Origin of the sequence: Brevundimonas aurifodinae, assembly GCF_040195595.1 — a bacterium.
Lineage (GTDB): Bacteria > Pseudomonadota > Alphaproteobacteria > Caulobacterales > Caulobacteraceae > Brevundimonas > Brevundimonas aurifodinae.
In genome coordinates this window covers 174,272-197,938 of sequence record NZ_JBEGDD010000006.1, presented here as the reverse complement: position 1 = coordinate 197,938, position 23,667 = coordinate 174,272, and the positions used below count along the sequence as shown (strand labels likewise).

Genomic DNA, 23,667 nt, shown 5'->3' with positions numbered 1-23,667 from the left:
CCTTTCTTTTCTCCTCTCCCATAGGGAGAGGGTCACTCATGCCAGCACGGCGATCGCCACGGACGGTTCGGGGCTGATCTGGAAGTCGGCGACGCGCCAGCCCGCGGCCTGGGCCATGGCGGCGACGGAGCCTCGCGTGAACTTGCGCGAGCTCTCCGTGTGGATGGTCTCGCCGGGCGCGACGGACACGGTTTGATCGCCGATCCGGACGGTCATCGCGCGCGTCGCCTTCAGATGCATCTCCATGCGCGACCGGTCGGCGTTCCAGCGGGCCTCGTGGACGAAGCCGTCTAGGTCGAAGTCGGCGCCGAGTTCGCGATTGGCGCGGACCAGCAGGTTGCGGTTGAAGGCGGCCGTCACGCCCTTGGCGTCGTCATAGGCGGCGACCAGTATGGCCGGATCCTTGACCAGATCGACGCCGAGGATGAACAGGGCGGTCGGCCCCAGCCGCTCGCGGGCATTGGCCAGGAAGGCGACGGCCTGATCCGGCTCCAGATTGCCGATCGTCGATCCCGGGAAGAAGCCGATCCGGCGACCGCGACCCAGTTCGGGCAGGGGCGCGAGGTTGAGGAAGTCGCCGACCATCGGCGCGACCTCCAGATGGGGATAGGCCTCGGCGATCGAGGCGGCGGCGACGTTCAGAGCGTCGGGGCTGATGTCGATGGGGACATAGGCCGCGAGCGTCGAGGCGCTGTCGAGCAGGATGCGGGTCTTCTCACTGGCCCCCGAGCCAAACTCGACCAGGACCGCGTTCTCGCCGAACCGATCGGTCAGGGCGGGGGCCAGGCTGCGCAGAAGGGCCGCCTCCTGACGCGTCGGATAGTATTCCGGCAGACGGGTGATGTCCTCGAACAGGTCCGAGCCTGCGGCGTCGTAGAACCACTTGGGCGAGACGGCCTTCTGCGGGCGCGACAGCCCGGCGATCAGTTCGGCGCGGAAGCGGGCGGTCTCGACCGCCTCGATGCGTGGGCGGTCGGCGGGAGCGGCGTCGGACGCCAGTCTCAAGCCCATGAAGGCCCACCTCTGATGCGGATAAAAGAAGTTGCGATAGGTGCGCCGCGTGTGGCCCGGCGGGGTGGCGAAACAGCCGCCGCGCACGACGCGCTGATTGGCCATGAACTTGCCGTTGTACTCCGACGCCGTGCCCTGGGTCGGCCTGAACCCCGGATAGGGCGCGTAGGCGGATGAGGTGTGCTGCCACACCTCGTTGAACAGATTGGAGAAGACGTCCGGCGCGGTGGCGACGGCGCTCTCCCACTCGGCCTCGGTCGGGAGGCGACGGCCGGACCAGGCGGCGAAGGCCTCGGCCTCATAGGCGCTGATGTGACGGACGGGGGCGTCAGGGTCGACGGCGATGCGGCCCGTCAGGCTCAGGGTGGTCCAGGCCCCGTCGTCATTGCGCCAGTAGAGCGGCGCGTCCCAACCCTCGGCCTTGACCGTGGCCCAGCCGTCGGCGAGCCAGAGCTCGGGACGGCGATAGCCGCCGTCCTGGATGAAATCGATCCACTGACCATTGGTGACCAGGTCGTGGTCGAGGCTGAAGGGTTCGAGCCAGACCTTGTGACAGGGCCCCTCATTGTCGAAGGCGAAGCCGGGGCCGTGGTGGCCGATCTCCACCAGACCGCCCTCGAACCGCGTCGCGCCGCCGCGCGCGGGCTGCGGCGGACCGCCGGGCCGGGGCTCCGTCGCATAGGCCGCGGGGTCCAGGGGTGAGCGGGCCATCAGGGCCAGGATGTCCATCAGGAACAGCTCCTGATGCTGCTGGTCGTGATGCAGGCCCAGGATGAACAGATAGGCGTCGAGGTCGCCCTCGAAGCCCTCGGCGATGCGGCCCTCCATGCGGCGGTCGATCTCGGCGCGGTAGGCGAGAACGTCTTCTACCGAGGGGCGGGTCATCAGCCCGCGCTCGTGCCGCTCGACGCGGCGGCCGAGACTTTCGTAGTAGGAGTTGAACAGGGTCTGCAGGCGCGGGTCCACGGGATGATAGCCCGGCCGGGTCGCCAGGATCATGGCCTCGAAGAACCAGCTGGAATGGGCCAGATGCCATTTACCCGGGCTGGCGTCGGCCATGGCCTGAGCGGAGAGGTCTTCGGTCGACAGGCCCTGGGCCAGGGCCGGCATGGCCGCGCGCACGGCGCGGAAGCGGGCGAGGTCGTCGGCGTCGACCGCCAGGGGACGCGCTGGCGCTTGCATCAAGGTCGGCTCCGTGACGGCAGGGGGTCGGCCCGCTTGGTAGCGGACTACGCTAACACGCCCGTTCTGGTTTCGTTGCCGAAACCGGCGCCCCCTGCGACGTTGCTGACACCCGGTGTCACTTCACCGGGCGGCCTCCATGCCTGGCGTATTCCAGCCGGGCGATGGTGCGGTTGTGGACCTCGTCGGGGCCATCGGCGATGCGCAGGGTGCGGACCGTGGCATAGAGCTCGGCCAGGGGCGTGTCGCCGGAAACGCCCGCTCCGCCGAAGGCCTGGATGGCGTCGTCTATGACCTGGAGCGCCATGCGGGGCGCGGCGACCTTGATCTGGGCGATCTCGGACTTGGCGTTCTTGGCCCCGGCCTGATCGATCATCCAGGCGGCCTTCAGCACCATCAGGCGGCACATCTCGATGTTGGTGCGCGCTTCGGCCACCCGCTGTTCCCAGACGGAATGCTCGGCGATCTGCTTCTTGAAGGCCGTACGGTTGAGCAGCCGCTCGCACATCAGTTCCAGCGCGCGCTCGGCGCAACCGATGACGCGCATGCAGTGGTGGATGCGCCCGGGCCCGAGGCGGCCTTGCGCGATCTCGAACCCCCTGCCCTCGCCGGCGATCAGGTTCTCGGCAGGCACGCGGACGTTGTCGAGCACCACCTCGGCGTGGCCGATCGGTTTCTCATCATAGCCGAACACGGTCAGCATCCGCTCGACCCGGAAGCCGGGGGTGTCGGTGGGAACCAGGACCTGGGACTGCTGGGCGTGGGTGGCCGCGCCGGTGTCGGTCTTGCCCATCACGATGGCGATGGCGACGTTCGGATGCGCCATATTGGTCGACCACCATTTGCGGCCGTTGATGACATAGTGATCGCCGTCGCGGACGATCGAGGTCTGGATGTTGGTGGCGTCGGAGGACGCGACCTCGGGCTCGGTCATCAGGAAGGCCGAACGGATCTCGCCGGCCATCAGGGGCTTGAGCCAGCGGTCCTGCTGCCCGGCGTTCCCGTACATATGGAGGACCTCCATATTGCCGGTGTCGGGGGCATTGCAGTTGAACACCTCGGGCGTCCACAGCCCCGCCTTGCCCATGGCCTCGGCCAGCGGGGCATATTCCAGGTTCGTCAGGCCCGTGCCGTGATCGCCGGGCAGGAACATGTTCCACAGACCTGCCTCGCGCGCCTCGGCCTTCATCGCCTCCATGGTCGGCGGCTGGCGGGTCGGGTCGGTGTGGACCTCGGCGAAATAGTCCTTCGCGCGCGGCAGGACGCGGTCCTCGAGGAAGCGGGCGACGCGCTCCTGGTAGTGGAGACCGCGGTCGGAGTGCTGGAAATGCATGTCGTGCTCTCGGTTTCTCCCACCCCGTTCGGGGAGGGTGGTCGGAGCGAAGCGGAGACCGGGTGGGGACGGCCCGGTCAGGCAAACCGAATATCGGCTGTCTGTTGCCTTGCCGCCCCCGCCGGCGGCTTCGCCGCCTGCCCTCCCCTCGCGGGGGGAGGGAGAGGTTGCGTGCGCGTCTACCGCTTCAGCAGCGGGGCCAGCTTCTGGGCGATCATCATGTCGCCGGCGATCTTCAGCTTGCCCTGCATGAAGGCCATCATGGGATCGAGCTGGCCGTTCGACAGGGCCATGAAGTCGTCCCAGGCCATCGACACGGTGGCGTCGGCGGGCTTGTCCTCGTTGGTCACCGTGTTCGGCACCGAGGCCCCGTCGATGTAGATCTTGCCGTGGTCGCCCAGGTCCAGCTTCACGGTCTTGCCCAGACCGGAGTTGTCGCCGACGGCGCCGCGGATGTGTTCGGTGACCTGATTGAGATCGGCCATGTCGCTCTCCCTGGAAGCGGTTGAACCCCAGCCGTAGCCCTCCGCGTCCCCGGTCACAAGATCACGTCGGGGAAACATGCGGGCTCCAGCGGCTAGTCTGGCAAGGGCGTCGCGATCAACGCCTCGCCCAGGCTCCAGCCGATGATGGCGTGGGCCTCGAACGTGGGGTGGAAGGCACCGGACATGGCGGCCAGCACGGCCCCCTGGCGGGGCGTGAGCACCCCACCGAGGACCCAGCCACCTAAACCGAAGCGGTTGCGTGCCATGGGCTGTTGGGTCAGGGCCGCGTCGTTCGGCGTCCGGAACAGCCGCTGCCGGGAGGCATACGGGTCCCACTGCTGAGGCGCCCAGTCGTGCCATTCTCCACGGTCATCGCCGTCAACTCGACGCCAGTTCGGCAGGGCCAGTTCCTGAAGGTCTCCCGTCGGCGCGACCGCACACCAGCCACGCGTCCGGAACGCCGGCTCGAAAGCATCGACGATCTGCCACCTGCCTCTCCCGGCATCGACATGATTGCGAATGACGCCATTAAGAGGGGTCACGAGCTTGTTCTGAATCTCGGTGATCTCGCCCTTGGTGATGACAGATCTCCAGTCGGCGGTCCCCAGTATCTCGAGCTCCGGCCAGAAGGCGCCGACGCTGGTGAGCGCCTGGGCATGGACCCCGATATCGTCATTTCTCCGTCGGGTGTCCGGGCCACAGAACGCGCCCTTCTCGTCATTCAGCGGATTGGGATAGACCGTCTGCAGCACCGGGGCACCGGGAGGCAGAATCTCCTCCAGCCGGTCACGAATCGCAGCCAGATTCCGAGGCAGCGGCGCGGTGGTTTGACCCGGCTCGCCAATCTGGGCGAACGCTTCGTCGGGCGTGGAGGCTCGGCCCCGGAGAAAATTCAGGAGCCGACGCTCGGTGCGCGAACGCCCGGTCGGCTCGGGCAGGAGGGCCTCCTGAATGACAGGAGCGAAGCCGATGTCGTTGCCGCCGATCGAGACCAGAAGGGCGTCGATCGCGCGGGCCCGGCGGTAGTCTGTGCAGCGCCAGCGGGTCGCACTCTGACCGTTCCAGTAGCGTGGAGACCGCTCGACGTCCGTCGTGCTGTCGCGGCTGCGGCCATTCGGGGGCCGGGGACACATATTGGCCAGGAGAACCTCGACCTGAGGATAGTTCAGCCGGGCGTTGCCTCCGACGTCAGCGAAGCCTGGAGGTTCGGGCTGGGTCGCGAGGACCCCGGAGAAGGTCTGGGCGCCCGAGCAGGCGAAGGTGAGAAAGGTCGTCGCGACATGAGGGTTTTCGGCCGCGTAGCGAAGCGCCGCGACCATGTGCTGCGACAGGAAGGAGCGATGGCACCTCTGATCCCACCACTCCGGCTCGCTGCTGTCGGATATGACCGGATCACGACCGACCCAACGCCCGTCCCACGTCTGATCCCACGCATCGAACCGTCTCGGGATCGGACCCAGGTCTGTCGGGCGATCCGGGTTACCCTCGCCCGACGCATAGGAGTCGCCGATGGAGGCGATCAAGCGGTCGCGAACCTGGACCGTGGTCCGGATCGGCGTTCCGCCCTCGGGAGTCACGACCACCTCGACCGCAGGCGAGCCGAGACGCACCTGCTCGCCCTGTACCGTCTCGACCCTGGGCAGAGCCATTTCGAAGGGATTATCGCAGGGTCGCTCGACCGGAACGAACCCTTCGAGATCGGCGCTCCATCGGCAGGTCTCGCCTGCCTCGCCTCTGACCGACAGCACGACCCGGTAACCGAGCGGCCAGATGAAATCGCGATCATAGGTCTCTTCGCCCTCGCGCCAGTATGCGCGGCGATGCAGATTCGGTTGGGACCCGAGGAAGGCGAGCATCGCCTGCTCCACGCCGCTCGCGTTCTCCGCGTCTGCGACATTGTTCAGCAGATCCTCGAGACTCAGATTGCGCGGGCCGCTCCGAGCCTGATCCCAGAGCCGGAAGCGGTCCTTTACGCGCCACTCGATGACCGAAGGGCTATCGACGTCTTGAGCGTTCGCGCCGGCCCCCGTCACGGACACAACGGCCGCCAGCACCAGCCCTGCCCAACCGCGCTTCATGTCGATCTCCCAAGATGCGAGACTTGAGTAACATGGGTATGTCGGGGCGGCCAGCTCTACCTCAACGAGAAAGCGGGCCCATCAACAGGCGCTTCAGCCGGGCCATGATCTCCGGCGTCATCGGGGCCATCAGGCCGCGCGCCTCGACCGGAATATGGGCCAGGGGGTCGCCCTCCGTCTGGAACACATAGTGGTCGAAGAAGGCGCCCCAGGCCTGGCGCTCGTTCGGCGGCAGGTCGCGCAGGGTGAGCATGGCGTGCCACAGGGTGAACATCGGCGTCACCATCCACTCCGGCCCGTCGCGCCACCAGAAATTCACCAGTGCCCCGACGTCGTCGAGCGACCGGACGTGATGCCACCACAGGCTGGGGATGTAGATCCCGTCGCCGGGGTCGAGCTCCGCGACGCGGGCGTGGCGCATGGCTTCGGCGAACCGGGGATGGACGTCCAGGTCGGGAGAGTCGAAATCGACCAGACTGATCGGCTGGCCCGCCAGGGTGTTGTCCACAGGCCCGACGTAGAGATTGCCGATCTGGTCGGGCGGAAACAGGGTGAAGCGGCGGCGTCCGGCGACGACGCATGCCAGGTTCTGGGCCAGGTCCCAATGCGCGGCGGTGATCGTGCGGTTGCCGAGCCAGAGGGAGGTCAGGCGCTCGCGATCGGGGGCCAGCAGCGGCATGGGGTGGGCCTCGGCGAACCCCGGCAGATGCGACGGCGCGGGAATGGCCCCGGCGTACAGGTAGTCCGGCCCGCCCGCCGCCAGGCGGTCGAGCAGCTCGGACAACGGGAGCTGTATCCGTTGGAAATTGAGGCCGCGCAGATCATCAGCGTAGAAGAACCGCCCGCCCATGGCCGCGTCGCCGACGAAGACCCCGACCGGATGGGGGGCCGGCTGGTCGCGCAGGTGACCCAGGATGTTGTCGGCTCGCACGCTGGGCCAGTCCGCCACGAGCCCCCGGAGCACGACCGGCTGTCCGGCCGGCACGATCTCGGCCTCGAAGCGGGCGCGGTCGATACGGTCGAGGGACGTGAGGGGCGCGGGCGTGGCGAGCATCGGACGACGATAGCGGGGCGCGATGTCCAGGTCACCGCTTCGCGGATTGCGCCGCCGCGCCGGCTCGGCTATCGACCCGTCTGCTGGAGACGTGGCCGAGTGGCTGAAGGCAACGGTTTGCTAAATCGTCGTACCGGGTAACCGGTACCGAGGGTTCGAATCCCTCCGTCTCCGCCAGCTACCCTCAATGAAATCAAAGACTTAGTGAACCTTGGCGAGGGGTGCCAACTTGGCACACTCCCGCCATCGGATTTTGGGATGGCACCCGCTGCAAGGATGACCAGATGGCACTCGTCTGATGGTTACGCGGGGGGACGCGCGTCCAAGACCCTAAATAGGCATGAGGCCACCGAGAGGTGGTCCAAGCAGAGGTCGATCTGATCTGTGAGGACCTCGTGCGCACGCGGATTTCGAATGGCGGACATCGCTCCGGCAAATATGTGTTTCATTCCAAGCTGCTCATCTTGGTCGGACGCATTCTGCAACTTGTTGAGCTTTAAGAGCGGTTTGGCTTCATTGAAGGCCTGCATCATGAGCTTAAAGCCCGACTCTTGAACGCCGGAGAGTTTGCTCACCTCCCGATCAAGACGCTTCAGGGCTTCGAAAGTCGCCTGGGAGTAGTGACCGTCATCGAATAGCTTACGCGATACCGAGACGATTTGAGGATGGAAATTACGCTGCTCAAAAGGGTGAACTAGCGGTTCCTGAGTAGCCTCCTCCGAGGTGACAAACGCGCCGGTTCGCTCGGCCAGCGCCTGGAAGTGGGCTAGTGGATCAACCATTCAGCAGGTTTGCTCGAATGCTTTGAAAAATGTCATCGTAGTTTTCTCGGCTTGCACCGGCGGGTAGGTTGATTTCGATCCTCACGCCCAGGGAGATTTCCTTGCCTCCTTTTGAGGGGGCGGCGGCCTCAACGGATTGTTGCGAGGGGGACTTTGGCTCTCGCTTGCTCGCCACAACCTTGCGGGTGCTCGCCCGCTCGTTCGTAGGCTTCCTCGGGGCCACTTGTTCTACGACATCGCCGAAACCAGCTACAGCAGCCAGGACCTTGAAAACGCCCGCCTGCCGGGCACCGATGATCTCGCTAGTCTTATCAGCTGACCTGAAATAGCCGATCAGTTCGTTGCGGTTCAGCGACCACGCGTCCTCTCCACGAAGATCGAACAGGTCGTGATACGCGGCGCGAACAAGATCCGCGAAAGCAGGCTGGAATGCCTTCTCGTCGTGAAGGGTGAAAACGTGTTGGCCAGCTTCGGTGCGCTTTCCTTCGGCGTCGATCACACCAATAAACTGGAGCGCGTTGATAACGTAGCTTTCGTTGTTCGAAGCTAAGTTGAACCTCTTTATCGTCTCAGAGGTCACCGTAGCCGGAAAGTTACGTTTGAGGAGCGTGATGGCTTGGGCGATGTTGCCGGGGCCAGAGATGTAAGGGTGCGATGCCAAATCGGTATCTCAGGTTGGTTTGATTTACCGCACAGGTTGAGCCGTCACAGAACAGCGGTCAAGGTCGGCACTTAAGGGTGATTTCCGTCGAATGGCGGAAACCGTGATAACGCGATCTCCACCTAGCTGAATGCCAGTGGTGCCTCGCTTGGCACACCAAACCGGCCAGAACTCAATGGTGGCGGGGTGTATTGAGCACCGTCTCCGCCAGCACCTCAGGGATTGACCCGCTATGCCCCGCCGAGCGGGAAGTGATCACGGATTGTGCTCAGGCGGGGGGCGTGAGCCGCCGCCGGGCTTCGGTCAGGCGCGCACGCAGGCCCGGTGGGATCGCGTCGCCGTAACTCTCGGCGAAGCGACCCTCGGAGTGGTCCAGCGCCTTCAGCAGGTCCGCCGCCGCAGCCCGCGCGGCCACCGGCTCGGTGCTGCCGACGTGGTCGATCCACACCGGCTGGGTATGGGCGAAGTGGACATAGGACATGACCGGCCACCCCGTCTGGCCTCCGACGGCGCGGGCCGCGATCCATCCACCGGACGGCAGGTCGACCGTGCCGGAATAGCGCTTGCGACTGTCGCCGCCGAAGCCGTCCAGGGTCTGGACGACCTGGCCGTTGACGATGATCTCGACGCGTTCGACCGGTCGCACGCTGATCAGATCGATCGACCAGTCCTGGCGACCCTCGGCCACGGTCGCACCCGGCGCCCGGCCATCGACCTCGAACAGCAGCGCGGGTCCGGTGGTGACGAAGCCCTCGCCTGAGCGCACCTGGTCGATCGCGGCGGCATAGCTGTCCTCACCGTTCGCGACGGGGACATAGGCCCGCGCCGTTCCGACGGCCGGCACGCGATAGAAGTTGGCCATCATGTCGGTGCCGGAGGTGGCGGGCATGGCGCGGCCGATGTTCAGGAACCGGTACCAGGCCTGGGCCGTGCCGAACGGGCTGGTCCACTGGCAGACCAGTTCCAGACCCATGCCGTCGGACAGCACGCCATCGACCACCAGTTCCAGAGGCAGTCCGTTGGCCGCCAGGTCCAGGAAGGGGTCGCTGTCCCCGCCGACGGGGTGGACGTAGGTCGCCAGGGCACCCTGGGCCCTCGCGAACGGGTTCACCAGACCGTTGTGCAGGTCGCGATTGCCATAGACGGGGTTGGTCGGGCCGAAGAACCAGGGCTGGAAGGCCTCGGTCGCCCCGATCATTCCGACATGACCGTGATAGTCGGAGCGCACTTCCTGCGTCAGCCAGGCCGCCGTGCCGTCCGGGGCCGCCGCCTTCTGACCGATGCGGTCGGCGTCGATGAACCGGTTGTACTGGTTCCAGGCCATGGGCGCCGAGAAGTCCAGGTCCTCGCCCTGCATGGGCAGCAGCAGATCGTCCAGATCCAGCTCGTTGACCCCGCTGCCGTTCAGATGGACATGGTGATCCGCCGAGGCATAGCCGGCGGCCTCCGCGTCCCAGATCCGCGGAATATCCAGCGCGGCGGAGACAGCCCGGTCGGCATCGACGCGAACCTGGATCGTCTGCGGCAGGGAGAACGGCCCGTGGGTGGCGACGACGCGGTAATCGCCCTGGGGCAGCCGCAGGGTGGTCTGACCATCGGTGTAGAAGTAGGCCGGGCCGTTCTGGTTATCGACATAGGTCGGCCCGGCGGGGTTCGCGATCGGGTGCCCGTCCGCCCGCGTGATCGACAACCGCGCGGGCCCCGGCCGTGTCGCGCCGTCCTCGCCCGACAGGCGGGTGGCGATCGAAAGCTCGCCCGTTCCCACGCCATAGTCCCACCTCTCGATCGGAACCGTTCGCGGCGTCCCTCCGGCCGCCGGGATCATCATCAACTGGAACTGCTGGTCCCCGTCGGCCAAGGCGTAATAGATGCGGGCGCCGTCCCCGGACCAGGTCGGAAACAGGGCCTTCTCGCCCGCCGGGGTGAGCCATCGCGGAAAGGCAGGCCGGTCGACGTCCATCACGGCCAGCCGAACGGTATTGCCGTCGCCGACCCCATAGACGATGGCCCGCTCGGTCGGATGGGCGTCGGGGTTCAGATGCGCCATCCAGCCCTGCTCGAACAGAACCGGGCCCTGTGTCCCGTCGAGGTTGCGGAGCCTCAGGCCCACGGCGGGACCGATCGCTTCCTGATAGACGATCCGGCCGTCGCCCAGCGCCCTCGCGGCGCGCGCCGCCCGGGCCCCGGACGTCACGGCCTCGTCGGTCCCGGTCTCAAGGTTCCGACGCCAGAGATCCAGCCGGCCCCCGCGCGCGGAGGTATAGATCAGGGACCCGCCGTCCCGCGTGAACTCAGGGTCCAGGTCGATCGCCGGAGTGTCGATCTCGGACAGGATCGCGCCATCCAGCCCCACGATCACGATGGCGGTGTCGGTTCCACTGTCACGAACCAAGGCGATGCGCGTGCCGTCCGGCGACCAGCGCGGCCGCGCGTCGACCTCGCTCGCATCGGTGATACGCCGCGCGACGCCGCCGTCGAGATCGAGCAACCAGATCCAACCCTGATGCGCGAAGGCGAGCGTGGCCCCGTCAGGAGACGCGGCCGGATAGGTCGGCCCGGAGGACAGGATCGGGAGGTTCTCCTGCTCGAGATAGAGCTGGTGGCCGAAGCCCTCGACCTTGGGGTACTGGTGGGTCCACTGCGCCGTCGCCACGGCAGGCGACGCGAGCCAGAGCGCCGCCGCCAGCAACGCGAAAGGGCGCTTCTGGATCATGGTCATGGGGGGTCACCTTCACTCGCCTGGAAGAGGACTGTGTTCCAAGGTGCCCGACCTGGCAATGGCGGGGAGGCGGCGCTTGCCCGGCCGCGCGCCCGGCGGTGGAGACCGGGTGGCGTCGGACCGGCACCGAACATCGCCGCTGCCCCAGCCGGCTCGGCGGGGCCGTCCTGAAAGACCTCCTGGTTCAGATCAAGAATCTGGCGAAGGCGCGCGAGCGCCGGTTCTCCGAAAGGTTCGCCAGGGGCGAGCTCTCCACCCTGATCGAACTGCTGCGCCGGATTTACGGCTGATCGCGGCTCAAGATCGTCGGAGCGGTCTCAGTTCGTAGAGCGACCCGAACCGTCTGCCCCTCGACAAGCTCAGGGTCAGCACCGAAGCTCTTCATTTCGAGTCGGACGGAGCCGACCGACAGCAGGTAGCGGGTCACCGCCCCCGCGAAGGTGCGCGAGACGACCCGCGCCTCGACGCCGTCGCTGGATCGCATCAGGGTCTCGGGGCGAAAGGCCAAGTCCCCTATGCCTGTCGTCGACCCGTCGAGCGTCAGCCGCCCGAACGGCGTGACGACGCCTTCCTTCTCGGCCTCGACCGGAACGACATTCAGCGGCCCCAGCAGACGCCCGGCCTCGACCGAAACGGGTCGGTGGTAGCAGGCCTCCGGGGTACCTGTCTGAAGCATGCGGCCGTCGGCCATGAGCACCAGCCGATCGGCGCTGGACATCGCCTCCTCGGCGTCATGGGTCACGAGGACGACGCCGACGCCCGTATCACGCAGCACAGCGACGACGTCCTCGCGGATCTGCTGGCGCAGCGCCGAGTCCAGTCGCGAGAAGGGCTCATCCATCAGGACGAGGGCCGGCCGGGGGGCCAGGGCGCGGGCCACGGCCACGCGCTGCTGCTCGCCCCCGGAAAGGCGATGGGGCCAATCGTCGGCGCGGTCGGCCAGCCCCAGGCGATCCAGCGCGTCGAGCGCACGGGCGCGGCGCTCGGATCGCGGCAGGCCCTTCAGACCGAAGGCGACGTTGTCGAGGATCGTCAGGTGCGGGAACAGGGCGTCTTCCTGGAAGACCAGCCCCAGACCGCGACGTTCGGCCGGAAGGCTGGACCGGGCATCGGCCACGGTCGTCCCGCCGATCGCGATGCGGCCGCCGGCGGGGCGCTCCAGTCCCGCGATCAAGCGCAGCAGGGTGCTCTTGCCGCTGCCGGAAGGCCCCAGGATCGCGACCAGCTCGCCGGGGTCGACGGTCAGGTCGATGTCGGACAGGACGGTCCGGGCCCCATAGGCGAAGCCGAGGCCCTCTACGGACAAGACGGGATCAATCGTCACCTTGGGGGCTCCCTCCCGGCCGGGCGCGCGAGATGCGACGGGTCAACCACAGACAGGCGGGCATGGCCACCACGACGATCATCAAGGCGGGCCAGGCGGCCTGGCCGATGCGCTCGTCGCGGGCATAGGCGTCGGCGAGCACGGCCAGGGTGTCGAAGTTGAACGGACGCAGGATCAGGGTCGCCGGAAGTTCCTTGACCACGTCGATGAAGACGATGAGCGCGGCCGTCAGCAGGCCACCGCTGGCCAGCGGGACGTGAACCGACCAGGCGGTGCCCAGGGGCGTCCGCCCCAGGGCGCGGGCGGCATCGCTCATGGACGGGCGCGCGCGGGTCAGGGCCGAGGCGATCGGCTCCAAGGCGGCCGCCATCAGTCGGGAGGCATAGGCATAGATCAGCAAGACGAGGCCGATGCCGAACATCCAGCCGGGGCCCGGCATGGCGCGCCACAGAAGACCCGCGGGGACCAGGAGCCCGATCGCCATGACGGCACCCGGGGTCGCGTAGCCGAGACCGGCGAGACGGGTCAGCAAGGGCCGCCCCCGACCCGCCAACGCCAGGGCGAGAGCCAGTGCGGTCGCCACCAGCGCCCCTGCGACGCCCAGCGCCGCGACGCGTCCGGCCGCCGCCGCCAGACGCGGCCACTCGGGCGTCGACTGAAGCCCGTTCCAGCCCAGCCAGCCCAGCGGCAGGATGAAGGCCACGACCAGCAGCAGGCTGCACGCGGAGGTCGCCAGGACCGCGCGCCAGCCGGTCAGGGTTCGGCCGGGAACAGGCCGCCATCCGCCAGCGTGAACGCCATAGGCCCGGTGCGACCGGCTCCAGCGCTCCAGGATCAGCAGGGCCGCCGCGGTCCCGATCAGCGGCAGGCCCAACAGTGCCGCCGAGGCGGGCGAGCCGTTCACCGACCAGACGCGGACGACCCCGGTGGTCAGAGTCTGGACGCTGAGAAAACTCACAGCACCGTAGTCGGCCAGGGTCTCCATCAGGGTCAGGGCCAGCCCGGCCGCGAGCGCGGGTCGCGCCATGGGCAGGGTGACGCGCCAGAACACTCGCGCCGGAGACGCTCCGAGCGCCCGCGCCGCTTCGTGCGCCGAGCTGGACCGATTCAGCAGGGCGTCGCGAACCGCCAGATAGACGTAAGGGTAGAAGGCCAGCGACAGGACCATGACCGAGCCCGGCAGACTGCGCATCGTGCCCGGCACCTCGATGTCGAAGTCCTGACGCAACCAGGTCCGCAGCGGCCCGGCGACGTCCAGGAGATCGGCATAGCCATAGGCCAGGGCGAAGGTCGGCGCCGCCAGCGGCAAGACGAGGAGCCAGCTGAAGGCCCCTCGCCCCGGAAACCGGTACTGGGCCACCAACCAGGCCGAACCGACCCCAAGCAGCGAGGCCAGGACGCCGACACCGACCGCGAGGACGGCGGAAGTCGTCGCATAATCCGTCAGCGTTCCCACCGACAGGCCCGCCCAGGGCCCTCGCGCCGCGGCCAGGGCCACCCCCAGCAACGGCGCGAGAACCACAATAACGGCGACGCCGGCGATCCCGCTCAGCGTGGACGGGAGCCGCAGCCCCCGTCGGGCCGGAAGAACCGCCGTCTCGATCAACGCCAGCCGGCGGCGGTCATCAGCTCCAGCGCCTGGGCCGTGCGGGGACCAAATGCGGCCACCGACATCGGATGGGCGGTGAAGTCGGCGATGGCGTCGACCGGAGGCGGGGCCGGGACCGAGGGGCTGGCGGGGTACTCGCCGTTCGAGGCCGCGACCATGGTCTGGGCCTCGGCCGAGGCGAGGAATTCGACCAGACGGATCGCGTTGTCACGATTCGGCGCACCGGCGACGACGCCGCCGCCCGACACGTTCACATGGGTCCCCTGCCCGTCCAGCGACGGGAAGGCCAGCTGGATCCGCTCGACCAGAGCCCGGTCGGCGGCGTCGTCGCCATTGCCCAGCAGGACATAGTAGTAGGTGTTGGTCAGGGCGATCTCGCAGACGCCGGCGCCGACAGCGCGGATCTGGTCGCGATCGCCACCCTCGGGCGGACGGGCCAGGTTGGCGGCGATGCCACGGGTCCATTCCGCCGCCTTCTCCGGGCCCCAGGCCTCGATCAGGGCACCGACCAGCGACAGGTTGTAGGGGTTGTCCGCCGAGCGGACGCACAGCTTGCCTCGGAAGCGCGGCGAGGCGATTTCCTCGTAGGTATCGACCTCTTCAGGGCGGACCTTCGCAGGGTCATAGGCGACGACGCGGGCGCGGCGGGTGAAGCCGAACCAGCGCCCCTCCGGATCGCGCAGGTTGGCCGGAATGGCGGCGTTCAGGGTCTCGCTGGCGACCGGCTGGAACAGGCCCGCGGTCTGGACGCGCCACAGGGCCCCGGCGTCGGAAACCACGAAGACGTCGGCGGGGCTGGCCTCGCCCTCGGCCTGCATGCGCGCGATCAGCTGGTCGGCGTTGCCCTCGATGCGGTTGACGCGGATGCCGGTCAGCTCGGTGAAGCGCTCGTACAGCCTGAGATCGGAATCGTAGTGGCGCGCGGTGTAGAGGTTCACCACTCCGGCATCGGCCCCGTCGGTCTGGGTCTCGGACGGCTGACCGCAGCCGGCGAGGACAAGCGCGCCGGCGACGGCCAGCATCAGGGTACGACGAAGGGACATGGTGACGTTTCCGGACTGAGGCCGCTGACCCGCGGCGATGTTGCGGCTCCGCTATAGTGAACTTGCGAAGCAGTCGCAACACATGAAGGTGACGAGGCCCGCGACGTTTCCGCCGCAGGCCCCCAATCAGCGTCAACCGATGCGTTCGGCGATGCCGTTCAGCGTCTCGGTCAGACCGCGCAGACGGCGCGCCGTCTGGTCATTCCCGGACACCGAGATATCGCCGGCAGCGGCCCGCAGCGCGCTGGCCGCCGAGGCGTCACGGCCCCCGGCCTCGACCAGAGGCGCGGCCGCGTCGACGGCGGTGGTGATCCGGGCCATGACGTCGGCCGCCAGGCCTCCGTCCCGCGCCAACTGGTCCAGATAGGCGCGGGCGACCACCGGATGGTGGGGCCAGCGGACCGGAAACTGCTGCTGCGGGTTCACCGTGCCGCCTTCGTCCGCCATGGCGGCGGCGGCGATCTCGTTGGCGGTCAGGTCGGCGCTGGGCTGCAGTTCCAGCACGTCCAGGCCGCGCGCGATCTCGGTGCCGTAGATGCGGCCATTGTACCAGTAGACCGACCAGTAGCCGCCCAGGATGTCATGCTCGTCGCTGAGCGGACCCCGGTCGAAATAGGCGATCTCGCGCGGGTTGGACGAGTCGGTGAAGTCGCTGATCGACAGACCGCCCTGATACCAGGCCTGGACGAACAGGTCTCGCCCGGGGACAGGGATCAGCGAGCCGTTGTGGGCCACGCAGTTCTCGCGCGCGGTCTGGGGCGCCGGCATCTTGTAGTAGCTGCGGAACACCATCTGGCCATCGACGATATCGTAGATGGCGTTGGCACCCCAATCGGTCGGGTCCTGCACGCGGCAGCGCGGACGCGCGCCGCCGCCCCATTCGTCGGTGAAGATCACCTTGGTGCCGTCGTTGTTGAAGGTAGCCGAGTGCCAGTAGGCGAACCGGGGATCGTTCACCGCCGAGATCCGGCGCGGCTGCATCGGGTTGGAAATGTCCATCAGGATGCCGTTGCCCGAACAGGCGCCGCCGGCCAGATTCCTGGCCGGGAACAGGGTGATGTCGTGGCACTGGTCGGTGCGGTTGGTCGTCTGGGTGCCCGCGCCGTGGTCCCCGCCGCGCCACAAGCCCGCCACCGCGCCGGTCGCGTCGTCGGCGAAGACGCGCGGGCTGTCGATGATGCGGGCCTGGGACGGATCGGCCAGCGGGATCTCGATCACGTCGATCGAGAACAGCGCCGTGTTTTCATCTCCCGGGAATCCGACGACGCAGCCGGCCAGTTCGTCCTCGTCGCGCACGCCGGCGGTGCCGGAGTTGTAGACGATCAGGCGACGCTCGTCGGCGGAGACGACAGAATGGGTGTGCGACCCCCGGCAGGTCTGGACCTGGCCGACCTGGACGGGGTTGGCGCGGTCTGAAATGTCGAAGATGCGCACGCCGCGGAAGCGATCGGGCTGCGCGCCCTCGCCCACGCCCTGACGGCCGCAATCGACGCGTCCGTTGTTGGACTCCACCGACATAAGCAGCAGGTCGCCGACGATCGAGACGTCGCCCTGGCCCCCAGGACAGACCACGGAGGTGATGAGCTCCGGCTCGGGCGAGGCCTCGCTGATCCGGTACAGGTTGAAGCCGTGATAGTTGCCGACCGCCAGCAGGTCGTTCTGGAAGGCCATGTCGGTGTTGGCGAAGCTGAGGAAGGGCGCGCGACGGCCGAACTGGGCGGCGGTGCCTTCGCGGGCGTCGCCATCTTCAGTCTCGGACGGGATCGGCGGCGGCAGGCCCTCGGGATTGGCGGGGTCGAAGAAGCCGGTGGGCTTGGGCAGGCTGGCGACCAGGTTCAGGTTGGCGGCGGCCTGTCCGGCGTCGCGAAAGCCGGCGGCCAGGGTGCTGCGGGGGTCGCCGACCCGCTCGCGCAGCAGCAGCGACATGCGGTTGATCTCGGCCTGCTGCTCGTTGGTGATGTCGTTCGCGAAACGGAACAGCACAGGGTCATAGGCCGAGCCCGGGCGTCCGAACAGGTCGGCGACCATCTGCACGGCCCCCTCATGGTGAGCGATCATCCGCTCCAGGAACAGCTGATCGAACGCGGGGCCCTCGGCGGCAGCGAGTGCGGCCATCTGCTCGGGCGTCGACATTCCCGGCATGCCGGCGTGTCCACCGCCGTGCTGGGAGTGATCCATCGCGCCGTGATCCATGCCTGCCATTGAATCGCCGCCGGCCGGGTCGGGCGCGGTCTCGCCGCGCTCGGTCAGCCAGCCGCGCATGAACTCGATCTCGTCGGCCTGGGAGGCCGTGATCCGACCCGCGATGTCGCGCACGGCCTCGGTGTTCGTGCGCTCGTTCACCAGCGCAGCCATCTGCACGGCCTGGGCGTGATGCAGGATCATGTCCTGCATGAACTTGACGTCATCGGCGGAGAAACGGTTATCGGCGATGCGAGAGGCCTCGTCGCCGCTCAGCGCTCGAGTCGCCTGACCGGGCGCGCCGGGCTGGACGATGGGCGCGGTCTGGGCCGCGGCCCCCACGGCGAACAGCAGGACAGCGGCGGCGGCCGAGGCCCCCAACGCTTGACGGACGGACGGCGCGAACTTCTGCAACAACAACTCTCCCGATCTTCGGACCCTTGGTCCCTGGGACATCTGACCACGGCCAGCGACGCGGGCCAAGCCGCCATTGTTCGGCCACGGGGTCGCAACGCCAGACGCGCCCGTTAACGTGACATCCACGGCCCCTGTGCAGGATGACGGCCATGAGCACGGCCCTCGACCTGACGCGCGATCCGGACGCCCGGCTGGACGCCCCCGCGCTTCAGGCGCTGGCGGCCCGCACCGTGGCCGACGCTGAAATCGACGCCGGAGCCGAAGGCGCGGCGCGGCGCGGCCCCTTCCGTCCCGAGGTCTGGCTGAATGCGAGGCAGCGCGACGCCTCGCGCCTGGCGGTCCATTGGTTTCGCAGCGTCGACGTGGCTGTGGTCGTCGGCCTGTCCTTGATCCTTCTCTGGGTGATGACGCCCGGTGGCCTGCTCGAGGCCCCGCTTTGGCGCGTCCTGCCCCTGGCGCTGGGAGCAGCGACAGTGCTGGGGCTGATGCGGTCGCTCGGCCTCTACCGGTTCGCGAAGGGCCAGAGCGTATCGACCCATCTGGCGGCGGTGTCCGGCGTGGCGTTGGTCGGCGGGGGCCTCGCCATCGGGCTGGAAGCCGCGCTGTCGGCCCGGCAACCGGACTTGACGGCCCATCTCCTGTGGACCGCATTCGTGATCGTTGCCCTGTACGGCCTTCACCTGGGCTGGAGCCTGAAGGTCGCCGACTGGCGCAAGAAGGGGGCCCTGACGCCCAATGTCGTGCTGGTCGGGGCGACGCGCCACGCCGAACGTCTGATCCGCGAGGCGCTGCAACGCCGCGACATCAATGTGCTGGGCATCTTCGACGATCGGCTGGCGCGGTCGCCCGACAGCGTGGCCGGTGTGCCGGTGCTGGGCGACGCCCAGGCCCTGATGACCCACCGGATGACGCCCTATGTCGACAAGATCGTCGTGGCCATCGACCCGAAGGCGGAGGCCAGGGTGCGAGAGCTGACGGCGCGGCTGTCGACCCTGCCCAACGAGGTGACCCTGCTGGTCGATCCGGTCGATGCCAGCGAACGCGGCGCGGCCCTGGACCGCCTGGCGCGAGCCCCCCTCGCCTCGCTGGACGGCACCATCGACGACGATCGCCGGGCCTTCAACAAGCGGATTCAGGACATGGTGGTCGGGACGGCGGCTCTGGTCCTGCTGTCGCCTGTCATCGCCCTGACGGCCCTGGCGATCCGGCTGGACAGCCCTGGGCCGATCTTTTTCCGGCAACGTCGCCACGGGTTCAATCACGAGGAGATCGTGGTCTGGAAGTTCCGCTCCATGCGCCATGAGGCCGCCGACGCTACCGCCAGCCGTCAGGTGACCGCAGACGACGATCGCGTCACGCGGTTGGGGCGCTTCATCCGCTCGACCAGTCTCGACGAGCTGCCCCAGCTGTTCAATGTGTTGAAGGGCGAGATGTCGCTCGTCGGGCCCCGTCCCCACGCCATCGGCATGAAGACGGGCCAGATCGATTCCGCGCGCCTGGTCGCCGAATACGCCCACCGTCACCGGATGAAGCCCGGCATGACGGGCTGGGCCGCCATCAAGGGCTCGCGAGGCCCGCTGCACACCGCCGCCGAGGTGCGCACGCGCGTGCGGCTGGACGTCGAATACATCGAGCGTCAGTCGCTGTGGCTCGACCTTTGGATCATGCTCGTCACCGTGCCCGTGCTGCTGGGCGACCGGGCGGCCCAACGGTGACGGGACCGGTCTGATGTTCTGGCGCGGTGTGTGGGGCTATCTGCCCGCCAACATCATCCAGGGACTGGTGGGGTTCGGCTCCATCGTCGTGTTCACGCGCCTGCTGACGCCCGAGGATTTCGGGCGCTACGCCATCGCCTTCTCGGTCATGACCCTGTTCCACGTCGCGACCTTCAGCTGGCTGGAAGCCTCGATGGCGCGGTTCTGGGCGGCCGAGAAGGGCCGCAGCCTGGCCGACCATTTCCTGACGCTTTATCGCACCGCTGCGGTTATGACGGCCGCCGTCCTGCCGGTGTTCGCCCTGATCCTTTGGGTCCTGCCCATCGGGCTCGGCCTGAAGCTGGCCATCGCGGCGGGGGTGGCGGGCATTCCGATCCGCTGCCTGTCGAAGCTGGCGCAGGAGCGGTTCCGCGCTTCTGGCGCGGTGCGCAAGTCGGCGACCCTGGACATCTTCGTCAGCCTGGGCGGCTTCGGCTTCGGCGTCGTGGCGGCGCTGCTGGGCGCGGGAGCCGCCTCCCCCCTGATCGGTCTCGGCCTGGCGCCGCTGCTGACCCTGCCTTTCATCCTGCCCGGAGAGCTGAGGCTGGCGCGCGGCGGGACCCTGTATCGGGAGCGACTATGGTCCTATGCCCGCTACGGCTATCCGATCGCGGCGGGGCTGGGGTTGTCGCTGGTCATGGCGTCCACGGACCGGTTCCTGCTGGATGCGTTTCTGGGCCCGGCGGCGGTCGGGGCCTATCATGCGGGCTACAGCCTCGCGAGCCGGACGCTGGACGTGCTGTTCATCTGGCTCGGCGCGGCGGGCACGCCGGCCCTCATCATGGCCTGGGAGCGGGGCACCCGTGAGGGCTTCCTCGCGGCGGCGCGCGAGCAAGCCTCGACCTTCATCCTGATCGGCCTTCCGGCGGCGGTCGGCGTCGCCCTTGTCGCCCGGCCGATGGCGGAGTTCATGATCGGCGAGGACCTGAGAACGGCCGCCGCCTCGGTCACCCCGGTGATCGCCCTGTCGGCCCTGCTGTCGGGGATCACCGCCTATTATCTGAGCCAGAGCTTCGTGCTGGGACGGCGCACCGACCGGCTGCTGGTGACCCTGTGCATTCCGGCCGCCGCCAATGTGTTGCTGAACCTCGCCCTCGTGCCGCCGATGGGCGTCATGGGCGCGGCGATCGCCACGACCCTCAGTTTCGCCGTCGGCGCCCTGGCGTCCATCGTCATGGGACGGCGCATCGGCGTGGCCATGCCGATCCCCTGGACCACCCTGGGCCGCTGCGGTCTGGCCAGCGGACTGATGGCGGCCGTGGTGCTGGTCCTTCCGGCCTGGGGCGGGCTGGGGGAGCTGATCCTGAAGGCCGGCGTCGGGGCCGTGGTCTACGGCATGGCCGTGCTGGTGCTGAACGCAGCGGGCATGCGCGACGTGGCCGGCCGGCTGGTTCAGGCCCGAACGAGAAGGGCCACGGCATGAGTCGTCCCATCCTGACCGACAACGCGCGCCGCCGCGCTGCCAAACCGGCGGTCTCGGTGCTGATCCCCTTTCTGCGCGACGATCCGGGCGAACTGCTGGGCCTGCTGGACGAGGAAGCCGCGGCCCTGGGGGGCGCGGTCGAGGTCGTGCTGCTGGACGACGGCACCAGCGACGCGACCCTGACGGAAAGGCTTCAGGCGCAGGTTCGGCGCATGGCCCTGCCGACCCGGCTGATCTCTCTTTCCCGGAACGAGGGACGCTCGAAGGGGCGCAACCGGCTGGCGGCGGCGGCGCGAGGCGGCTCGCTGCTGTTCCTCGACAGCGACATGCGGCCGGACCATCGGCGGTTCCTCCAGACCTGGGCCGACCTGGTGGCGCGCGAGGATCCGGCAGTCGCGTTCGGCGGGTTCTCCCTGCTGCAGGCCTCGACCGAGGCGCGCTTTTCCGTCCACCGGGCCATGGCGACGCACGGCGAGTGCGTCGCCTATGGCGAGCGGGCCCGCACGCCGGAGAAATACGTCTACACCTCCAACCTGCTGGTCCGGCGCGACGTGTTCGAGGCCGAAGCCTTCGACGCCACCTTCACCGGCTGGGGCTGGGAGGACGTGGAGTGGGCCATGCGCGTCTCGCGTCGCTTTCGCGTCATCCATGTCGACAACCCGGCCACCCATATGGGCCTGGACACGGTCGAACAGCTGGCCGGCAAATACGAACAGTCCGCGGGGAATTTCGCCCGCGTGGTGGCCCGGCATCCCGACATCGTCGGAACCTATCCCAGCTACAAGGTCGCGCGGATGCTGAAGCGCGTGCCGGCCCTGGACCGTGTGCGGCCGTGGATGAAGCGGTTCGCGCTCGCAGGGTGGGCGCCGACGGGCGCGCGAGCCTTCTCGCTGAGACTCTACCGCGCCGCCCTCTATGCCGAGACCGTGTGATGCAGCCGGTCTGCGTCATCATCCCGACGATGCGGCGGACCGAGGGCGTGACGCGCGCGTTGCGGTCCGTGTTCGCCCAGACCGACCTCTCGACGCGGCCGGTGTCGATCGTGGTCGTCGATAACGACCCGGCTGAAACGGCGCGACAGGCCGTCGAAAGCCTTCGTTCCGGGAGCCCTTTTCCCCTCGCCTATCGACACGAACCCCGTCCGGGTGTGGCGACGGCGCGCAACAGCGCGCTCGCCGAGACGCCTGCGCCGCTGATCGCGTTCCTGGACGATGACGAGGCGGCGTCGCCGGGCTGGCTGGCGGCCCTGTTGCAGGCCCAGGAGCAAACGGGCGCGGACGCGGTCTTCGGGCCGATCACGGGGCGCGTGCCCGAGGGCACCGGATGGGCCAGCGCCTATCTCGAACGCTTCTTCGGGCGCGAAGGACCGGCGTCCACAGGTTTGATCAACCATGGTTATGGCTGTGGGAATTCGCTGATGGTGCGGTCGACCGCCCTACCCGGCCCCGCTCCGTTCGACACCGGGGCAGATCAAACAGGCGGAGAGGACGACGCACTGTTCGCGGCGCTTCAGACCCGGGGCGGTCGCTTCGGCTGGGCCGCCGACGCCTGGGTCGAGGAGTTCGCGCCGCCCCACCGCGCGACGATGCGATACGCCCTGGCCCGTGCCTTCGCCTATGGGCAGGGGCCCAGCCAGACGGCGGCCAAAGCGCGCGACTGGGCGGGCGTCGCCCGCTGGATGGTGATCGGCACGGCCCAGGCGGCGGTGTGGGGCCTCGCCGCCATCGGCCTGACCGCCGTCGCCCATCCCCGTCGCGCGGAGATGATGGACCGCGCCGCGCGCGGCCTGGGCAAGCTGTTCTGGATGAAGGGGTTCGAACCGCGCTTCTATGGCGCGCGCGAACTGCGGCGGCTGGAGACGATCAGCCCGTCAGCCGCCTGAGGAACGGCGGCGGCGCATAGGTCGAGCGGTTGACGACCACGCCGGCGATGCGTCCGCCCACGGCCTCGATCTCGTCCCTCAGGATCACGGGCTCGGCCGCCGAGGTGGCCTCGGCCGCCACCACCAGAACGGTTGCGTCCACGAAGGGCGCCAGGGTGATGGCCAGGTCCGAGCGGTCGGCGGCAGGCGCGTCGATCACCACCGTATCGGCGAACCGGCGCATCGCGTCCCAGTAGCGCGGATCGGCGAGAGGCTCTGCCCGCTGTCCCGACCGCAGGACCTCGGCCCGAAAACGCGTGATCCACAGCCGCCCGCCGAGGCAGGGACGCGCCGTCATCAGGCGGGCGGGCGCCACGGACTTGCGGTCGCGGCCGATCACGGGCGGGGTGACGGCGAAGAAGGTCGCTCCGTTGGGCGACGAGGCTGCGGGCGCCCCCAGCCGGCCATAGCGTTCGGGGTCGGCCCCGACGGCCTCCTGCTGGCCGGGCTGGTCCAGGTCGGCATCGATCAGCCAGACGGGCTTTCGCGCGCGGACGGCGGCGAGCCGCGCGAACTCCCGCGCCACGGTCGAGGCTCCCTCTCCGGTCGTGGCGCAGGCGATCTGCACGACCCGTCCGCGATGCGCGGGGGCCGGTCCCAGCGCGGCCCAGAGGCCCGCCATTTCGCTTGTGAGATCGACCATCGAATCGATTACGCGGTGACTGACGCGGGCAAGGCTAACACGCGGAC

General features: G+C 68.5%; 18 protein-coding genes and 1 tRNA gene. 6 read left to right on the top strand and 13 right to left on the bottom strand.

What is annotated here, in order from left to right; all coding sequences use genetic code 11:
- Nucleotides 1-36: 36 nt before the first annotated feature.
- The 5 genes from egtB to ABN401_RS09110 form a co-directional block, all read right to left on the bottom strand.
- Nucleotides 37-2,193 carry an ergothioneine biosynthesis protein EgtB gene (egtB, locus tag ABN401_RS09130; RefSeq protein WP_349684527.1) on the bottom strand — a complete coding sequence of 719 codons (2,157 nt, stop codon included), beginning with the start codon at nucleotides 2,191-2,193 and terminating at the stop codon, nucleotides 37-39.
- A 118-nt stretch (nucleotides 2,194-2,311) separates the two neighbouring features.
- Nucleotides 2,312-3,526, bottom strand: a complete 1,215-nt coding sequence (locus ABN401_RS09125; protein ID WP_349684526.1) for an acyl-CoA dehydrogenase family protein — start codon at nucleotides 3,524-3,526, stop codon at nucleotides 2,312-2,314.
- 179 nt (nucleotides 3,527-3,705) lie between these two features.
- Entirely contained in the window at nucleotides 3,706-4,011 is a 306-nt protein-coding gene (locus ABN401_RS09120) for an SCP2 sterol-binding domain-containing protein (protein WP_349684525.1), read from the bottom strand.
- Between the two features lie 92 nt (nucleotides 4,012-4,103).
- On the bottom strand, nucleotides 4,104-6,089 hold the full coding sequence (locus ABN401_RS09115) for an SGNH/GDSL hydrolase family protein (RefSeq protein ID WP_349684524.1): 1,986 nt from the start codon (nucleotides 6,087-6,089) through the stop codon (nucleotides 4,104-4,106).
- Between the two features lie 61 nt (nucleotides 6,090-6,150).
- Complete coding sequence (locus tag ABN401_RS09110; protein ID WP_349684523.1) at nucleotides 6,151-7,143, bottom strand: cupin-like domain-containing protein; 993 nt, start codon at nucleotides 7,141-7,143, stop codon at nucleotides 6,151-6,153.
- A gap of 85 nt (nucleotides 7,144-7,228) precedes the next feature.
- Here ABN401_RS09110 and ABN401_RS09105 point away from each other — a divergent pair.
- A tRNA-Ser gene (locus ABN401_RS09105) sits at nucleotides 7,229-7,320 on the top strand.
- 125 nt (nucleotides 7,321-7,445) lie between these two features.
- Here ABN401_RS09105 and ABN401_RS09100 read toward each other — a convergent pair.
- The 3 genes from ABN401_RS09100 to ABN401_RS09090 form a co-directional block, all read right to left on the bottom strand.
- Nucleotides 7,446-7,925, bottom strand: coding sequence for a TIGR02391 family protein (locus ABN401_RS09100; RefSeq protein WP_349684522.1), 480 nt, complete (start codon nucleotides 7,923-7,925; stop codon nucleotides 7,446-7,448).
- Nucleotides 7,918-8,586 (bottom strand): DUF5343 domain-containing protein, encoded by a 669-nt coding sequence (locus ABN401_RS09095; protein ID WP_349684521.1) that lies wholly within the window; start codon nucleotides 8,584-8,586, stop codon nucleotides 7,918-7,920. Before ABN401_RS09095 ends, ABN401_RS09100 begins: the two co-directional genes overlap by 8 nt.
- A gap of 268 nt (nucleotides 8,587-8,854) precedes the next feature.
- Nucleotides 8,855-11,305, bottom strand: coding sequence for a CehA/McbA family metallohydrolase (locus tag ABN401_RS09090; protein WP_349684520.1), 2,451 nt, complete (start codon nucleotides 11,303-11,305; stop codon nucleotides 8,855-8,857).
- A gap of 98 nt (nucleotides 11,306-11,403) precedes the next feature.
- Between ABN401_RS09090 and ABN401_RS09085 the strand changes: the two genes are divergently transcribed.
- Nucleotides 11,404-11,595, top strand: coding sequence for a hypothetical protein (locus ABN401_RS09085; RefSeq protein ID WP_349684519.1), 192 nt, complete (start codon nucleotides 11,404-11,406; stop codon nucleotides 11,593-11,595).
- On the opposite strand, the gene ABN401_RS09080 is transcribed toward ABN401_RS09085, so the two are convergent.
- The 4 genes from ABN401_RS09080 to ABN401_RS09065 all read right to left on the bottom strand — a co-directional run bounded on the left by ABN401_RS09080 (nucleotide 11,586) and on the right by ABN401_RS09065 (nucleotide 17,876).
- Complete coding sequence (locus ABN401_RS09080; protein WP_349684518.1) at nucleotides 11,586-12,629, bottom strand: ABC transporter ATP-binding protein; 1,044 nt, start codon at nucleotides 12,627-12,629, stop codon at nucleotides 11,586-11,588. The two genes, ABN401_RS09085 and ABN401_RS09080, sit on opposite strands and share 10 nt — an antisense overlap.
- Nucleotides 12,619-14,235: an ABC transporter permease gene (locus ABN401_RS09075; RefSeq protein WP_349684517.1), complete on the bottom strand. Its 1,617-nt coding sequence runs from the start codon at nucleotides 14,233-14,235 to the stop codon at nucleotides 12,619-12,621. Before ABN401_RS09075 ends, ABN401_RS09080 begins: the two co-directional genes overlap by 11 nt.
- Nucleotides 14,232-15,281: an extracellular solute-binding protein gene (locus ABN401_RS09070; RefSeq protein WP_349684516.1), complete on the bottom strand. Its 1,050-nt coding sequence runs from the start codon at nucleotides 15,279-15,281 to the stop codon at nucleotides 14,232-14,234. Before ABN401_RS09070 ends, ABN401_RS09075 begins: the two co-directional genes overlap by 4 nt.
- A 132-nt stretch (nucleotides 15,282-15,413) precedes the next feature.
- Nucleotides 15,414-17,876: a DUF305 domain-containing protein gene (locus ABN401_RS09065; RefSeq protein ID WP_349684515.1), complete on the bottom strand. Its 2,463-nt coding sequence runs from the start codon at nucleotides 17,874-17,876 to the stop codon at nucleotides 15,414-15,416.
- A gap of 152 nt (nucleotides 17,877-18,028) precedes the next feature.
- On the opposite strand from ABN401_RS09065, the gene ABN401_RS09060 reads away from it, so the two are divergent.
- From ABN401_RS09060 to ABN401_RS09045, 4 genes are read left to right on the top strand one after another with little or no spacing between them, the layout of a single operon-like run.
- Nucleotides 18,029-19,594, top strand: a complete 1,566-nt coding sequence (locus tag ABN401_RS09060) for an exopolysaccharide biosynthesis polyprenyl glycosylphosphotransferase (protein ID WP_349684514.1) — start codon at nucleotides 18,029-18,031, stop codon at nucleotides 19,592-19,594.
- A 13-nt stretch (nucleotides 19,595-19,607) separates the two neighbouring features.
- Nucleotides 19,608-21,056 (top strand): lipopolysaccharide biosynthesis protein, encoded by a 1,449-nt coding sequence (locus ABN401_RS09055; protein WP_349684513.1) that lies wholly within the window; start codon nucleotides 19,608-19,610, stop codon nucleotides 21,054-21,056.
- Entirely contained in the window at nucleotides 21,053-21,988 is a 936-nt protein-coding gene (locus ABN401_RS09050) for a glycosyltransferase family 2 protein (RefSeq protein ID WP_349684512.1), read from the top strand. The genes ABN401_RS09055 and ABN401_RS09050 overlap by 4 nt, the downstream gene beginning before the upstream one ends.
- Nucleotides 21,988-22,938, top strand: coding sequence for a glycosyltransferase family 2 protein (locus ABN401_RS09045; protein WP_349684511.1), 951 nt, complete (start codon nucleotides 21,988-21,990; stop codon nucleotides 22,936-22,938). The genes ABN401_RS09050 and ABN401_RS09045 overlap by 1 nt, the downstream gene beginning before the upstream one ends.
- Here the strand turns inward: ABN401_RS09045 and ABN401_RS09040 are convergent.
- Nucleotides 22,919-23,620 (bottom strand): P-loop NTPase family protein, encoded by a 702-nt coding sequence (locus tag ABN401_RS09040; RefSeq protein WP_349684510.1) that lies wholly within the window; start codon nucleotides 23,618-23,620, stop codon nucleotides 22,919-22,921. The genes ABN401_RS09045 and ABN401_RS09040 overlap by 20 nt on opposite strands.
- Nucleotides 23,621-23,667: the final 47 nt, after the last annotated feature.

Excerpts from the sequence above, each read along its gene's own strand:
- egtB (WP_349684527.1), bottom strand. The coding sequence starts at position 2,193 with ATGCAAGCGCCAGCGCGTCCCCTGGCGGTCGACGCCGACGACCTCGCC.
- ABN401_RS09125 (WP_349684526.1), bottom strand. The coding sequence starts at position 3,526 with ATGCATTTCCAGCACTCCGACCGCGGTCTCCACTACCAGGAGCGCGTC.
- ABN401_RS09120 (WP_349684525.1), bottom strand. The coding sequence starts at position 4,011 with ATGGCCGATCTCAATCAGGTCACCGAACACATCCGCGGCGCCGTCGGC.
- ABN401_RS09115 (WP_349684524.1), bottom strand. The coding sequence starts at position 6,089 with ATGAAGCGCGGTTGGGCAGGGCTGGTGCTGGCGGCCGTTGTGTCCGTG.
- ABN401_RS09110 (WP_349684523.1), bottom strand. The coding sequence starts at position 7,143 with ATGCTCGCCACGCCCGCGCCCCTCACGTCCCTCGACCGTATCGACCGC.
- ABN401_RS09100 (WP_349684522.1), bottom strand. The coding sequence starts at position 7,925 with ATGGTTGATCCACTAGCCCACTTCCAGGCGCTGGCCGAGCGAACCGGC.
- ABN401_RS09090 (WP_349684520.1), bottom strand. The coding sequence starts at position 11,305 with ATGACCATGATCCAGAAGCGCCCTTTCGCGTTGCTGGCGGCGGCGCTC.
- ABN401_RS09070 (WP_349684516.1), bottom strand. The coding sequence starts at position 15,281 with ATGTCCCTTCGTCGTACCCTGATGCTGGCCGTCGCCGGCGCGCTTGTC.
- ABN401_RS09060 (WP_349684514.1), top strand. The coding sequence starts at position 18,029 with ATGAGCACGGCCCTCGACCTGACGCGCGATCCGGACGCCCGGCTGGAC.
- ABN401_RS09055 (WP_349684513.1), top strand. The coding sequence starts at position 19,608 with ATGTTCTGGCGCGGTGTGTGGGGCTATCTGCCCGCCAACATCATCCAG.
- ABN401_RS09050 (WP_349684512.1), top strand. The coding sequence starts at position 21,053 with ATGAGTCGTCCCATCCTGACCGACAACGCGCGCCGCCGCGCTGCCAAA.
- ABN401_RS09045 (WP_349684511.1), top strand. The coding sequence starts at position 21,988 with ATGCAGCCGGTCTGCGTCATCATCCCGACGATGCGGCGGACCGAGGGC.
- ABN401_RS09040 (WP_349684510.1), bottom strand. The coding sequence starts at position 23,620 with ATGGTCGATCTCACAAGCGAAATGGCGGGCCTCTGGGCCGCGCTGGGA.